The organism is Allokutzneria albata (assembly GCF_900103775.1).
Lineage (GTDB): Bacteria > Actinomycetota > Actinomycetes > Mycobacteriales > Pseudonocardiaceae > Allokutzneria > Allokutzneria albata.
In genome coordinates, this window is sequence record NZ_LT629701.1 from 737,141 (window position 1) to 752,227 (window position 15,087).

General features: G+C 69.4%; 10 protein-coding genes. All 10 read left to right on the forward strand.

The window, feature by feature from the left end; translation table 11 throughout:
• Nucleotides 1-1,818, forward strand: a complete 1,818-nt coding sequence (locus BLT28_RS03180) for an MBL fold metallo-hydrolase (RefSeq protein WP_030432314.1) — start codon at nt 1-3, stop codon at nt 1,816-1,818.
• Nucleotides 1,815-3,485, forward strand: a complete 1,671-nt coding sequence (locus BLT28_RS03185) for an alpha-galactosidase (protein ID WP_052407911.1) — start codon at nt 1,815-1,817, stop codon at nt 3,483-3,485. Before BLT28_RS03180 ends, BLT28_RS03185 begins: the two co-directional genes overlap by 4 nt.
• Complete coding sequence (locus BLT28_RS03190; RefSeq protein WP_043813328.1) at nt 3,482-4,504, forward strand: LacI family DNA-binding transcriptional regulator; 1,023 nt, start codon at nt 3,482-3,484, stop codon at nt 4,502-4,504. The genes BLT28_RS03185 and BLT28_RS03190 overlap by 4 nt, the downstream gene beginning before the upstream one ends.
• Before the next feature lie 147 nt (nt 4,505-4,651).
• On the forward strand, nt 4,652-5,968 hold the full coding sequence (locus BLT28_RS03195) for an ABC transporter substrate-binding protein (RefSeq protein WP_030432317.1): 1,317 nt from the start codon (nt 4,652-4,654) through the stop codon (nt 5,966-5,968).
• 8 nt (nt 5,969-5,976) lie between these two features.
• On the forward strand, nt 5,977-6,927 hold the full coding sequence (locus BLT28_RS03200) for a carbohydrate ABC transporter permease (protein WP_231950597.1): 951 nt from the start codon (nt 5,977-5,979) through the stop codon (nt 6,925-6,927).
• 4 nt (nt 6,928-6,931) lie between these two features.
• The gene (locus BLT28_RS03205) at nt 6,932-7,762 is read left to right on the forward strand and encodes a carbohydrate ABC transporter permease (RefSeq protein ID WP_030432319.1); all 831 of its coding nucleotides are present in this window, start codon (nt 6,932-6,934) and stop codon (nt 7,760-7,762) included.
• Nucleotides 7,763-7,764: 2 nt separating this feature from the next.
• Entirely contained in the window at nt 7,765-10,284 is a 2,520-nt protein-coding gene (locus tag BLT28_RS03210; RefSeq protein ID WP_063766668.1) for an alpha-mannosidase, read from the forward strand.
• A gap of 35 nt (nt 10,285-10,319) precedes the next feature.
• On the forward strand, nt 10,320-12,200 hold the full coding sequence (locus BLT28_RS03215; RefSeq protein WP_197683961.1) for a hypothetical protein: 1,881 nt from the start codon (nt 10,320-10,322) through the stop codon (nt 12,198-12,200).
• A complete protein-coding gene (locus BLT28_RS03220) occupies nt 12,190-13,533 on the forward strand; it encodes a GH1 family beta-glucosidase (protein WP_030432322.1) in 1,344 nt (447 codons plus the stop codon). The genes BLT28_RS03215 and BLT28_RS03220 overlap by 11 nt, the downstream gene beginning before the upstream one ends.
• A complete protein-coding gene (locus tag BLT28_RS03225; RefSeq protein ID WP_030432323.1) occupies nt 13,526-15,052 on the forward strand; it encodes an FAD-dependent oxidoreductase in 1,527 nt (508 codons plus the stop codon). Before BLT28_RS03220 ends, BLT28_RS03225 begins: the two co-directional genes overlap by 8 nt.
• Nucleotides 15,053-15,087 lie beyond the last annotated feature (35 nt).

A 15,087-nucleotide genomic window follows, 5' to 3' on the forward strand; every position in this document is an offset into this window, starting at 1 on the left:
ATGGGACAGGCGCTACCCGGCGGTGTCCACCTGTTCGAGGACACCTGCAACGTCTACGTGCTCGTCCGCGACGGTGCGGCGGTGCTGATCGACTTCGGCTCCGGTGACGTGCTGGACCACCTCGACCGGTTCGGGGCCGAGGTGGTCACCGACGTGCTGATCACCCACCACCACCGCGACCAGTGCCAGGGCCTGGCGCGCGCGGTGGCGGCCGGCATCCGGATCTGGGTGCCGCCGACCGAGCGGGACCTGTTCGACAAGGTCGACGAGCACTGGCAGGCGCGGCCGGTTTTCAACTACTACGACCTGCGGCAGGACCGGTTCTCGCTGCTCGAACCGGTCGAGGTGACCGGCGTGGTGCCGGAGTACCGCACGCGCCGCTTCGGCGGGTTCGACGTGCTCACGCTGCCGACCCCCGGGCACACCCTCGGCTCGGTGTCGTACCTGGTGGAGCTCGGCGGGCGGCGCGTGGCGTTCACCGGCGACCTGGTCTACGGGCATGGCAAGGTGTGGTCGCTCGCCGCGACGCAGCGGTCGTACTCCGGGGTGGAGGGCGTGCAGAACACGGTGCTCTCGCTCTACCAGTTGGCCGAGCACGAACCGGATCTCGTGCTGCCGTCGCACGGGCCTGCGGTCGAGGACCCCGCGGCCGCGTTCGAGCTGACCGAGCAGCGGTTGCTGGCGTTCTCCGACTCGCGGCGGGACAAGCCGTGGGACCTGCGCGACTGGCTCGACCGGCCGTACGAGGAGATCACGCCGCACCTGCTGCGCAACCGGACGAGCTTCGGCACGACCTACGTGCTGCTGTCGGAGACCGGGAACGCGCTGTTGATCGACTACGGCTACGACATGTGCGTCGGCTGGCCAGTCGGCGACGACCGCTCGTCGCGGCGGCCGATGTTGTCCTCGCTTCCCGCGCTGCGCAAGGACTTCGGCGTGCGCCGGGTCGAGGTGGCCGTCGCGACGCACTACCACGACGATCACGTGGCCGGGTTCAACCTGCTGCGCGAGGTCGAGGGCACCGAGATCTGGTGCGAGCGCTCCGTCGCGGAGATCCTGGCCGATCCGGCCCGCTACGACCTGCCCTGCCTCTGGTACGACCCGATCGCGACCGACCGGGTGGTGGAGGTCGGGGTGCCGCAGCGGTGGCACGAGTACGAGCTGACGCTGCACCCGCTGCCGGGGCACACCCTGTACGCGGTGGCGATCGCGTTCGAGGTGGACGGCGAGCGGGTGATCGCCACCGGCGACCAGCAGACCACGCTGTGGGAGGAGGGCGAGCGCTCCGAGCTGCTGAACCTCCAGTACAAGAACCGGTTCCGGATCGACGACTTCATCGCCAGCGCGAAGCTCTACCGCGAGCTGCGGCCCGACCTGATCATCAGCGGGCACTGGGCACCGCGCCGGGTGGACGACGCCTACCTGGACATGCTCCTGGTCAAGGCGGAGGAGCTGGCGGACCTGCACCGCGACCTGCTCCCGCTGTCCGATGTGGACTTCGGGGCGGAGGGCGTCGGCGCGTGGATCAGGCCGTACCAGGGCAGGACCGCGCCGGGCGAGCCGCTGGAGGTGCGGGTCGAAGTGCTCAACCCGTTCCACGGCCGTGAGGACGTGACCGTGCGGATGGTGGTGCCGCAGGGCTGGACCTGCTCACCGCCGTCGTGCTCGGCGAAGGTGCCCGGCGGCGCGGGGACGACGTTCACGTTCACCATCACGCCCACCCGGGACGGGGTGCGGCGCGCGCGGATCGCCGCCGACTTCACGGTGGGCACGCGACGGTTCGGTCAGCAGGCGGAGGCGCTGGTGGACGTTCGATGAACTACACGGTCGAGCTGGACGAGCGTCGCCTGGTCGCGTCCGTTCGCGGCCCTGACCTCTGGTTTCAACTGAGGCTGTTGGCGTCGCTGGACACCGTAGAGGGGCCGGACGAGACCCTGGGCACACCGGAGGTCGTCCGGGACGGCTCGCGCATCGAGGTGCGCTGCCGTAGTTCCCGGTGGCAGAGCCGGACAACGGTGATGGAGTGCCACCCGGACCGGATCGAGCTCCGGACCGAGGTCACCGGCGCGGGCTCGTTGCTGACCGCGCACCTGCTCGGTGGGTGGTGGGCGCCCCACGGGTTCCTGCCGAGCGGATCGGCGCTGGAGACCGTGTTCACGCCGAACCCCGATCATCCTCGGCGATCCGTGCGGCCCGCGGGGGAGCCCGCGGTGATCGGCGTGGTCGGGGACGGCGCGGAGCCCGGTGTCGGGCGGTGGCTGTTCGTGCCCGCTCCCTGGTGCTACGCGGTTTCCCGGGGGTCGCAGTGGGCGGCGCTGGGCATCGCGTCCCCGATCTCGGAGCAGAACTTCACGTCGCTGCACTACACCGGCGGCGTCGACGCGCTCGGGCTGCGGCTGGACTACGAGGGGCACACCACAGTGGACGGTGCGTTCCGCGCGCCTGACGTAGTGATCCAGTTCGGTGCGGCGGACCCGGCCGCTGCCCTGCGCATGCACCACGATCTGCTGCTGGGCAAGGGTTTGGTGCCGCCTCCGCGCACCGAGCCGGTCCCGCGGCACTGGCTTGAGCCGATCTTCTGCGGGTGGGGCGCGCAGAACTGCCTGGGGCAGCCCGCCGCCGACCACGCGACGCAGGAGAACTACGACCGGTTCCTCCGGCACCTCGGTGAGCACGGCGTGGTGCCGGGAACCATTGTGGTGGACGACAAGTGGCAGCGGGACTACGGCACCAACCAGCCCGACGAGCGCAAGTGGCCCGACCTGCGCGGGTGGATCGCGTCCCGGCGCGCCCGGGGGCAGCGCGTGGTGCTGTGGTGGAAGGCGTGGGACTTCGAGGGCGCACCGGCCGAGGCCTGCGTGCGGCTGCCGGACGGGACACCCGTTGCCCTGGACCCGCAGAGCGCGCAGGGGCGGCGGCTGATCGAGGAGACGATCGCCTACCTGCTCGGCCCTGGCGGCCTGGACGCGGCCGGGCTGAAAATCGACTTCCTGGCCCGCACGCCGAGCGGGGTCGCGCTGACGACGGCCGGGCCGAAGTGGGGCGCCGCGCTGCTGCACGAACTGCTGCGCTGCGCCTACACCACCGCGAAGCGGGTCAAGCCGGACTCGCTGATCATCACGCACACGCCGAACCCCGCGTTCCGGGACGTGACGGACATGATCCGGCTCAACGACATCCGGATGCTCGACGCGGTCGACCCGTCAGGGCCGGTGGTCGAGCACATGCGGTACCGCGCATCCGTTGTGGCGGCGGCATGTCCGGGGACACCCATCGACACCGACGGTTGGTGCCTTCCCGACCGGGCGGAGTGGGCGGCCTATCTTCGCGAGCAACCCGCGCTCGGTGTGCCCGCGCTGTACTACGCGACGCACATCGACCACAGCGGGGAGCAACTGCGGCCGTCCGACCTCGCGGATGTGACGCGGATCTGGTCGGAGTACAGGTCCAAACTGGACAGTGCCGTGGATAGGATCACCACGTGAGCGGTGGGGTGGTCCGGCGGCCGACAGGAGCCGACGTCGCGCGGGAGGCCGGGGTGTCCCCGTCGACGGTTTCCCGCGCGCTCAACGGAACCGGCTACACCGCGCCCGAGGTCCGCGAGCGCGTCCGGGCCGCCGCCGCCCGCATCGGCTACATCCCCGACGCCAACGCGCGCAGCCTGCGCAACCGCAGCAGCCGCTCGGTCGGCGTGCTCATCTCCGATCTGCGCAACCCCTTCTACGCCGACCTCGCCGCGGGCATCGAGCAGGTGCTGCGCGCGGCCGGCTACCACATGATCCTGGTCAACGACGACGGCAACGCCGAGGAGGAACTGCTCGCCGTGCAGACCTTCGCGGCGATGCGGGTCTCCGGGGTGATCATCACGCCGGTGTCGTCGCGCTCGGTGAAAAGCCTGCGGGAGCACGGGATCAACGTGGTCCAGGCCGACCGCCGCGCGGGCACGCGGCACGGCGACGCGGTCCTCGGCGACAACGAGCAGGGCGCCGAGCTGATCACCGAGCACCTGCTGGGGCTGGGCCACCGCAGGATCGCGCTGCTCATCGACGAGACGAAGTGGACCACCGGCGCGGGCAGGCTCGCGGGATACCGCGCCGCGCACGAGGCCGCCGGGGTCCCGCTGGACGAGAAGCTGATCTCCTTCACCACCAGCTTCGAGGCGGAGGCGGCCCGCGGTGCGACCGCCGAGCTGCTCGGCGCCCACCCCGACGTCACCGCCCTGTTCGCGGCGAACAACGTGATCGCGCAGGGGGCGTTCCAGGAGATCCAGCGCAGGCGGATCGCGGTGCCCAGGAAGCTGTCCCTGGCCGCGTACGACGACGTGCCGTGGATGTCCATGGTCCGCCCGGGGATCACCACCGTCACGCAGCACACCGTGTCCTTCGGGAAGCGCTGCGCCGAGGTGCTGCTGAACCGGCTCGACGGGGCCGCCGAGCAGGAGCCGACGATCGTCCACGTCCAGCCCGAGCTGGTCGTCCGCGCCTCCACCGCCCCACCGCGCTGAACCCGCGGTTCAGGAGGGCTGGAGAGACCTTGACGGCGCGGGGATACCGCACCTAGGTTGTGGCAACGATTCCACATGGCAACGTTGCCATGCGTCGATCCGCACTGTGTTGACTGATTCCCCCTCGAAGGCGCGGAGGAACACGGCATGTCGAAGCGCAGTCTCACCGCTCTCACCGTGGCATCGGCCCTCGTGCTCGCCGGCTGCGGCGGGGTCGGGCGTTCCTCCGGGCCGGAGGGCGCCGCCACCCTGACCACCATGGGGTTCGGCACCGGCGACGAGATCGCCAAGACCCGGGTGGAGCGGGCCAACAAGGTGATCGCCCCGGCCACCGTGCGCATCGGCGGCAACGCCTTCGACGCGCAGCAGTTCCTCTCCGCTGTCGCCTCCGGCAGCCCGCCCGACCTGGTGTACATGGACCGCCAGCTGCTCGGCACCTACGCCGCGCGCGGCACGGTCGAGCCGCTGGACTCCTGCGTGGCCGGCCAGAAGATCGACCTCAAGCAGTACCGCGCGCCCGCGCTGGCCGAGGTCACCCTCGACGGCAAGCTCTACGGGCTGCCGGAGTTCTACAACAACCGGGTCCTGATGACCAACGCCAGCGCCGCGGTGAACGTGAGCGACCGCGCCGGGCTGGAGCGGACCGTCGTCGAGCTGACCAAGCGCGCCGGCGACGGCAAGCTCGCCAGGATCGGCTTCGACCCGAAGATCCCGGAGTTCCTGCCGCTGTGGGCCCGCGCCAACGGCGTGAAGATGCTCAGCGACGACGGGAAGAAGGCCAACCTCGACGACCCGAAGCTGGTCGAGGTGCTGGAGTACACGGTCGGCCTGCTGGACAAGCAGGGCGGCTGGGGCGCGGTGAAGGCCTTCCGCGACTCGTTCAACTTCTTCGGCGAGAAGAACCCGTTCAGCCTGGACCAGCTCGCGGCGTTCCCGATGGAGGACTGGTACCTCAACGTGCTGGCCAACATGTCGCCGAACATGGCGCTGGGCGTCACGGCGTTCACCGACGCCCAGGGCAGGCCGATCGACTGGGTCACCGGCAGCGCGTGGGCGATCCCGGCCGCGAGCAAGAACAAGGACAGGGCGTGCGCCTGGATCAAGGAGATGACCTCCTCGGAGTCCTGGATCGCCGCGGCGCAGGCAAGGGCGGGCGCGCGCAAGGCCGAGGGCAAGGCGTTCACCGGCGTCTACACCGCCAACGCGGTCGCCGACCAGAAGATCTTCGGTGAGCTGGTCAAGCTCGACGACAAGCCGGTGTTCGACAAGGCGGTCAAGGCCGTGCTCAGCGCCCAGGAGTCGGCGTTCACCATGCCCGCCTCGCCCGCGGGCTCGGAGTTCAAGACGGCGTGGAGCGACGCGGTGAACCGGGTGCTCTCCGGGCAGCAGAAGGCCGCAGACGCCCTCGCCCAGGCGCAGCGCGAGGCCCAGCAGGCGCTCGACCGCGCGTCCGGCGGACGGTGAGGGCCGCGGTGACGGCCACTGCCGCGCCGGACCGCAAGGAGCGGATCCGGCGCTGGCGCAAGGGTTTCCGCAAGCGGGAGACCTGGGCGGCCTATGCCTTCCTGTCGCCGTGGATCGTCGGCTTCCTGATCTTCATGGCCGGGCCGATGGTGGCCAGCTTCGTGCTCTCGCTGACCGACTACGACGCGCTCGGCTCGCCGAACCTGGTGGGCTGGGCCAACTACGAGCAGCTGCTCAGCGATCCGAAGATCGCCAAGAGCCTGGCCAACACCGTCGTCTACTCGCTGATGGTGGTGCCCGGCACGATGATCGTCGCGCTGGCGCTGGCCATGGTGCTCAACCGGGTCGGCAAGCGCTCGGCCGGTTTCTTCCGCACCCTGTTCTACCTGCCCGAGGTCACCCCGAAGGTGGCCGTCGGCGTGCTGTTCCTGATGCTGTTCAACGGCCAGGTCGGTCTGATCAACGAGTTCCTGGGGCTGTTCGGCATCCAGGGCCCGGCGTGGAGCACCGACCCGGACTGGGTCAAGCCCGGCCTGGTGCTGATGAACCTGTGGTCGGTCGGCGGCACCGTGGTGCTCTACCTGGCGGCGCTGAAGAACGTGCCGCTGGACCTCTACGAGGCGGCCGAGCTGGACGGGGCCTCGCCCTGGCGGCGGTTCCGGCACATCACCCTGCCGATGATCAGCGGCACGCTGTTCTTCACCTTCATCGTGCAGACCATCGCCGCGCTGCAGACCTTCGACGAGGCCTACACCGCCTTCTACGGCAGCAGCGCCTCGGCGACCTACAGCAGCGACGCCGCGCTGTTCTACCTGATCTACCTGTTCCAGCAGGCCTTCCAGTTCCTGCACATGGGCTACGCGTCGGCGATGGCCTGGCTGCTGTTCGGGATCATCATGATCATCACGGCGATCCAGGTGCGGGTCAGCAAGCGGTTCGTCTACTACGAGGGCGGGTGAGCCGGTGCTGAAACAACGCAGGGGCGTCCTGTTCTGGGTCGTGCTGATCGGCGCGTCCGTCCTGTTCCTCTACCCGTTCCTGTGGGTGCTCAGCGCGTCGTTGAAGCCGCGGTCGCAGGTCTTCGACAACAAGCTGGTCCCCGAGCAGGTGCGGCCGGAGAACTACGTCGACGTCTGGCAGGCCGCGCCGGTGCTGGACTGGTTCGTCAACAGCGTCGTGGTGGCGCTGGCGGCGGCCGCGGCGGTGACGCTGGTCAGCTCGCTGGTCGCGTTCGGCTTCGCGTACTTCCGCTTCCCCGGCCGCAACGCGCTGTTCGGCCTGGTGCTGGGCACGATGATGCTGCCGGCCGCGGTGACGATGATCCCGGTCTACCTGATCTGGAACTCGGTCGGCCTGGCCAACACGCAGGTCCCGCTGTGGGCGGTGAACCTCTTCGGCAGCGCGTTCTACATCTTCCTGCTGCGCCAGTTCTTCCTCGGCCTGCCCAGGGAGCTGTTCGAGGCGGCCAGGATCGACGGGGCAAGCCACTGGACGCTGTTCTGGCGGATCGCGGTGCCGCTGTGCCGCCCCGCGCTGATCGTGTCGTTCATCTTCGAGCTCAAGGCCAGCTGGTCGGACCTGCTCAAGCCGTTGATCTACCTGCGTGACCCGGAGCTGTTCACCCTGCCCCGCGGCCTGAAGGCCATCTCCGACCAGTTCGGCCAGAGCGGGGAGCAGCAGTGGGAGGTCGTGCTCGCCGGGAGCGTGATCACCACGGTTCCGATGATCATCGTGTTCTTCCTGGCGCAGAGGTACTTCATGCAAGGGATCGCCACCCAGGGGCGGAAGGGTTAGAGATGGACCAGCGCGTCCTGCACATGATCGGCAACTCGCACATCGACCCCGTCTGGCTGTGGCAGTGGCCGGAGGGCTACCAGGAGGTGCGGGCGACCTTCCAGTCCGCGGTCGACCGGATGACGGAGTACCCCGAGTTCGTCTTCACCATGGACGGCGTCGTCTACCTGGCGTGGGTGGAGGAGAGCGATCCGGAGCTGTTCGAGCGGATCTCCGAGCGCATCGCCGAGGGGCGGTGGCAGGTCGCGGGCGGCTGGTGGGTCGAGCCGGACTGCAACCTGCCCGGCGGCGAGTCCTTCGCCCGCCACGGCCTCTACTCGCAGCGCTACCTGCGGGAGAAGTTCGGCGTCATGGCCACGACCGGCTGCAACGTGGACCCGTTCGGGCACAACGCCTCCATCCCGCAGATCCTGCGCAAGAGCGGCATGGACTCCTACATCTTCATGCGCCCGGGGCCGCACGAGATGACGCTGCCCGGCCCGTACTTCTGGTGGGAGTCCGCGGACGGCTCGCGCGTGCTGACCTACCGCATCCCGCACGAGTACTGCAGCTCCAGCCAGGACCTCGGCTACCAGGTGGACAAGTCGCTTGCCCAGCTGCCGCCCGACCTGCCCGAGCTGATGGTGTTCTACGGCGTCGGCAACCACGGTGGCGGGCCGACCAAGGCGAACCTGGACAGCATCCGCAGGCTCGACGCGGTGGACGGGCTGCCCAGCATGAAGTGCTCGTGGCCGCGCACCTACTTCGACGGGCTCGTCGAGCGCGGCGAGGACATCCCGGTGCACACGGGCGAGCTGCAGCACCACGCGGTCGGCTGCTACTCCGCGCACTCCGGCGTGAAGCGGTGGAACCGCCAGTCGGAGAACCTGTTGGCGCGCGCGGAGAAGTGGTCCGCCATCGCGTCCGTGGTCGCGGGCATCCCGTATCCGCTCGCGGACTTCGACGCGGCGTGGAAGCTGGTGTTGTTCAACCAGTCGCACGACACGCTCGGCGGCTGCTCGATCGAACCGGCCTATGAGGACAGTCGTGACCAGTACGGCCACGCGAAGTCCTTGGCCAACAACGCTTTCAACCACGCGGTGCAGTCGCTGAGCAGGCGGATCGACATCCCGGCCGAGCCGGAGATGACGCCGCTGGTCGTGTTCAACCCGCACCCGTGGCCGTTGCGCACCGGCGTGGAGTTCGAGTTCGGCGGGTTCCCCGCCTTCGACGCCAAGGCGGTCGACGACGACGGCGAACCCGTCGCGGTGCAGCGCATCCGGTCCTCCGCGACCGTTCAAGGCTGGAGGCGCAAGCTCGTGCTCGACGCCGATGTCCCGCCGATGGGGTACCGCACCTACCGGATCTACCCGGCGAAGGAGACGCCCGCGAGCACGCTCGTGCGGGCCGAGGACTCCGTGCTGGAGAACGAGTTCCTCGCGGTGGAGTTCGACCGCGCGACGGGGTGGCTGACCAGCCTGCGGGACAAGGTCTCCGACGTCGAGCTGATCAACGGCAACTCCACGGGGCACGCCGTCGTCATCGAGGACCTGTCCGACACGTGGGGCCATCGCGTCCGCTCGTACGACAAGGTCGCCGGTGAGTTCGCAGTGGACTCGGTGCGGCTCGTGGAGAACGGCCCCGTTCGTGCAATCGTTCGTGTTCGCAGCACCTACAACAACTCCACGCTGGTCGAGGAGTTCGTCCTCGGTGCGCACGAGCGGCACGTCGAGGTCCGTGTCACGCTGGACTGGCAGGAGAAGCAGCGCATGCTGAAGCTGCGGTTCCCCACCGCGCTCAGCGAGGCGAAGGCGACCTTCGAGATCCCCTACGGCCACATCGAGCGGCCCACCGACGGCAGCGAGGAAGCCGCGCAGAGCTGGGTCGACGTGTCGGGAACCCTCCCCGGCGGCCGGACGGCCGGGCTTTCGGTGCTCAACGACGGCAAGTACGGCCACGACGTGCGCGACAGCGACATCGGGATCACCGTGGCGCGCAGCCCGGTCTACGCGTGGCACGAGCCGAAGGAGCTGGAGCCCGAGGAGTTCTACTCCTACCTCGACCAGGGGATCCAGCAGTTCACCTACCGGTTGGTGCCGCACGCCGGGGACTGGCGGAAGGCGGAGACGGTCCGCTCGGCGGCCGAGCTGAACCAGCGTGCGTTCACGCTGCTGGAGTCCTACCACGAGGGCGATCTCCCGCAGCGCCAGTCGTTCCTCGCGGTGGACAACGAGGCGGTGCTGCTGACCGTCCTCAAGGGAGCCCAGGACGACGACGGCGACCTGGTCGTGCGCGCCTACGAGACCACGCGGCAGGAGGTCGAGGCGACCATCGAGCTGCCGCTGCTCAACCGCATGGTGCACGGGCGGTTCGGGCCTTCGGAGATCAAGACGTTCCGGGTGCCCAGGGACCCGGAGCAGCCGATCGTGGAGACCGACCTGCTGGAGTACCCGGTTCCCGCGACCGAGCCGCACGCCCCGGAGCAGCCGCCGCACGCCACGCACGCGGGAGTCGTGGAGTCCGCCTCCGGGCCGCAACCGTGAGCCTCTTCGGCCCGCGAGGACCGCATTTGCCCTGTGTGGCGAAGGCTCTCCGTGCGGACGGCGAGGTGGAGACGATCGCGATCACCCGGACCGGCCACAGCCAGGACGGCGGCTGGTCGGTCGAGGGCGAGTCGCCGTCCTTCCTCGCCGTCGCGCGGGCGACCGCCGAGGGCGGCAGGCGCTTCGCGGTCCGGCTCGACGTCACGTGCCGGGCGGACGAGCCGGTGGACGCCACGATCAGGGTGGAGTTGGTGCTCGGTCCGACCGACGACCCGGGGTGGCTTGTGCCCGGGGTCTTCTACGGCGAGAACCGGGTTGCCGAGTGCAAGGTGCGCTATCCGCGGTTCACCACGGACAGCCCCGACGCTCAGCTGCTGGAGTCCGACGAATGGGGCCTACGGGCAGACCGCGCGGCGACCCCGGCGGTCTTCGCGTGGGACCGCAACGGTGGCGCAGCACTCGTCACGACCGAGCGCTCAGCCGTGGGGCAGGCCGGGATGGGCTTCACACTCGACGGCGATCGTCCCGTGCTGCGACTGCACTTCCCGTATCGCGAAACGCCCGTGGTCTATGACGGCTCTCCGCGTCCACTGCCCGCCGACTGCCCGTCTCATCGGTGGGAGCCCGGCCGCACTCAGAGCCTGTACTTCGACATCAACCTCCTTGGCACTGAACGGCATTCCTACACCGACGTGCTGCGTGGCGTGCATGCGCGCACGCCGTCCGAGGTGACTCCGTGGGTGTCGATCGAGGAGGCGGCCGACCTCGCGGCGTGGGGCTTGTACCGGTGGCACTACAAGCCTGACCCGCCAGTGCTGCTGGAGACGGCTGCGTTCGACCGGCACGCGCTGGGCGAACGCGGTGACCGGCAAGCCATGCACGTGTCGTGGATCAGCGGGATCCCCTACGCGTACGCGTTGCTGAGGCATGGTCGACGGCGCGGCCGGGCGGACTACGTCGAGGCCGCGGAAGCCGTGCTCGACCACATCGCGAGCAGCCTGACCCCGGGTGGCACGTTCTGGGGCCAGTGGACGGCCGAGAACGGCTGGTCCGTCGGCTGGACGCCGGAGCCGGGCCGGTTGCACGCGAGAACCCTCGGCGAGGCAACGCTTTTCCTGCTCCGTGCGGTGGTCGACTGCGGCCATCGCGGGTTGTGGGAGAAGGCCGTACGATCCAATTTGGACGTTGTCTGCCGGGGCCAGCGCGAGGACGGCGCGCTCGGTGCCGCGTACGAGTCCGCCACCGGCAATGTGCTGGACTGGACGGGAACGGCTGCGCTGGCGTGGATCCCGGCTCTGGTGGAGGCCGCCGCGGCGTGGAACGAGCCGAGCTACCTGCGCGCCGCGCAGCGGGCGGGGCAGTACTACCTGGCCGCGGTGAACAGCGAGTTCCTCTACGGCGCACCGGAAGACGTCGACCTGGCGCCGAGTTCCGAAGACGGTTATCTCGCGATCATGGCCTACGTGGCCCTGTTCGAGAGCGACGGAGACGCCCGTTGGCTCGCCGCCGCGCGCAGGTCCGCCGACTGGACGCTGACGTTCCGCTACACCTACGACGTCGACTTCCCCGAGCACACCCTGTTGGCGCACTACGGTTTCCGCACCCGCGGAGCCGATCAGGCGTCCCCGGCGAACCAGCACCTGCACTCCTACGGCCTGATCTGCGCGCCGGAGCTGACGCGGCTGGGCAAGCACCTCGACGACCAGTACTACCTGGAGTCGGCGCGCGAGAACCTGGCGTGCTTCCGGCAGTTCATCGCCCGGCACGACGGGGACTTCAACGCCTACCGGGGCATGGTGAGCGAGCGGTTCTACCAGACCGCCTGCTACCAGCCCAAGGGAATGCTGCTCACGCTGTCGCACTCCTGGTGCATCGGGGTGCTTCTCTACGCTTGCGAGGAAGCTCTTGCCGACTAAACGGTTCCCGGACGGATTTCTGTGGGGCGCATCGACATCCGCTTACCAGATCGAGGGCGCCGTCGACGCGGATGGACGCGGAGAGTCCATTTGGGACAGATTCTCCCGCACGCCGGGCGCGGTGGACAACGGTGACACCGGAGACCGCGCGTGCGATCACTACAACCGTTGGCGCGAGGACGTTTCTTTGATGAGCGAACTCGGGCTGTCCGGCTACCGCTTCTCGCTGGCGTGGCCGCGGCTGTTCCCGACGGGCTCGGGCAGGCCTCTCCAAGCCGGGATCGACCACTACAACCGGCTGATCGACGCTGTGCTGGAGAAGGGGATCACGCCGCTGGTCACCCTCTACCACTGGGATCTGCCGCAGACGTTGCAGGGCATCGGCGGCTGGCGCAACCGCGACGTCGTCGAGCGCTTCGCCGACTACGCCTCGACGTGCTTCGAGTCCTTCGGTGACCGGGTGAAGGACTGGGTGACGCAGAACGAGCCGTGGATCGTCGGCGTGCTCGGCCACCAGCTCGGTATCCACGCGCCGGGGGAGAAGGACCTTCGCGGCACGGTCACGGCCATGCACCACCTGCTGCTCAGCCACGGCAGGGCCGTACAGGCGTTGCGCGCCGGTGGCAGCGGTGGACGCGCCGGGGTGGCGTTCAGCCTCTTCCCGCACTACCCGGCGAGCGACCGACCCGAGGACATCGGTGCGTCGGAGGCGTCCGACGGCTATGTGAACCGGTGGTTCCTCGATCCCGTGCTCCGCGGGACCTACCCGGACGACATGCGGGAGCACTACGAGCGGCTGATCGGCCCGTTGGACATGGTCCGCCCCGGGGACCTCGACGTGATCGGCGCGGGCTCGGACTTCATCGGCGTGAACTACTACAGCCCGCGGATCATGCGCGCCGAGCCGGACCACGAGCCGTTCGGCTGGGCCGTCGCCGAGGTGCCCGAGGGCGAGCCGGTGACCGACGCCGGCTGGCACATCGCACCCTCGGCGCTCACGGACCTGATGCTGCGCCTGCACAACGACTACGGCGACATCCCGATCCTGATCACCGAGAACGGCGGCGTGTTCGACGACGTCCTGCACGACACCCGGCGGATCGAGTTCCTGCGGGACCACCTCGCGGCCCTGCACAAGGCGATCGAGGCCGGGGCTCCGGTGCGCGGGTACTTCCACTGGTCGCTGATGGATAACTTCGAATGGGCGATGGGCTATGCGCCGAGGTTCGGACTGGTGCACGTCGACTACGAGACCCTGGCCCGGACAGTCAAGGACAGCGGTCGCTACTACGCCCAGATCGCTCGCACGAATGAACTGTCCACCGATGAGTGACACCGAGCTGCTCGTCTACCGCGCCACCGCCGCCGGGGTCGCCGCTGCGGTCTCCGCCGCCCGCCGAGGTGTGCAGGTCACCATCGTCGAGCCCGGTCACAACGTCGGCGGCATGGTGTCCGGTGGCCTCGGCTATACCGACCTGGGTGATGCCCGGGTGCTCGGCGGGATGGCGAAGGAGTTCGCCGTTGGTGTCGCGGAGTACTACGACGTCCCGCTCGGCCACTACGCGGGACCGGAACCCCATGTGGCGGAATGGATTCTCACCGGCTGGCTGGAGCGCGCCGGCGTCGTCGTCGTGTTCGGCGTCTCGCTCGTCGCCGTGTCCACTGTGGAAGGAAAGATCACCTCGGCGACGGGTTCGGACGGAACCGTCTACCGCGCGGGTGTCTTCGTCGACGCGAGCTACGAGGGCGATCTGCTGGCTATGGCGGGCGTGAGCTACCGCGTCGGCAGGGAAGACCGCGCCCTGTACGGCGAGACCTACGCGGGGCGCAGGGAACCAGCTCCCGGCAAGCACGAGTTCCCGCCGTTCCTGTGGCCCTTCGACTCCAACGGGCAGCTGTCCCCGTTCATCCACGACGCCCCCACGGCCGAGGTGGGGGAGGGCGACGGCGGCGTGATGGCCTACGGCTACCGCGTGTGCCTCAGCAGCGAGGCGGACCGCATCCCGTTCGAGCGCCGTGACGGCTACCGCGAGGAGGACTGGGAACTCGGCCGCCGGTACTTCGCTTTGCTCGCCCGCCAAGGGATCGAGCTCGAAGCGGGTGACGTGCTCGGCCTGGTCCCGAACCTCCCCAGGGGCAAGTGCGACGGGAACTCCATCGGCCCGTTCTCACTGAACCTCCTCGACGGCAGCAACTGGGCCTACCCGGACGCTGATCCCGTTGAGCGGGAACGCATCACCCAGCGCCACCGCGACTACACGCAGGACTTCCTGTACTTCGTCAGCTTCGATCAGGACGTCCCGCAGCGCGTCCGCGACGGCATGGTGAAGTGGGGACTTCCCGCGGACGAGTTCACGTCGACCGGCGGCCTGCCGCACCAGCTCTACGTCCGCGAGGCCCGCCGGATGCTCGGCGAGTACGTGCTGACCGAGCACGACCTGCTGCCCGGCCCGGTGGCGAAGTACGACGCGGTGGCGATGGGCTCCTACCACATCGACATCCGCGAGGTCCGCCGCACGTGGCGCTGGCTGCACGAGCACCCCGACCCGATCCCGTCCGTCTACAACGAGGGCTACCTCTCGGTGGCGGTACGCCCGTACCAGATCCCGTACCGCAGCATCGTGCCGCGCTTCGCCGAATGCTCCAACCTGCTCGTCCCGGTGTGCATCAGCGCGTCGCACGTCGCGTTCAGCTCGGTGCGCATGGAGGTGCAGTACCAGATGCTCGGCCACGCCGCGGGCGTCGCGGCGTCGCTCGCGCTCGCGGGGGACCGCGCCGTGCAGCGGGTGGACATCGGCGAGCTGCAGACCCGGTTGGCTGACGACGGGCAGATCCTGGCCACCCCGCAGTAGGCTGAGTGCAACCGCGTTCCGCCGACATTCCGTCT

Excerpts from the sequence above, each read along its gene's own strand:
- BLT28_RS03180 (WP_030432314.1), top strand. The coding sequence starts at position 1 with ATGGGACAGGCGCTACCCGGCGGTGTCCACCTGTTCGAGGACACCTGC.
- BLT28_RS03185 (WP_052407911.1), top strand. The coding sequence starts at position 1,815 with ATGAACTACACGGTCGAGCTGGACGAGCGTCGCCTGGTCGCGTCCGTT.
- BLT28_RS03195 (WP_030432317.1), top strand. The coding sequence starts at position 4,652 with ATGTCGAAGCGCAGTCTCACCGCTCTCACCGTGGCATCGGCCCTCGTG.
- BLT28_RS03210 (WP_063766668.1), top strand. The coding sequence starts at position 7,765 with ATGGACCAGCGCGTCCTGCACATGATCGGCAACTCGCACATCGACCCC.
- BLT28_RS03225 (WP_030432323.1), top strand. The coding sequence starts at position 13,526 with ATGAGTGACACCGAGCTGCTCGTCTACCGCGCCACCGCCGCCGGGGTC.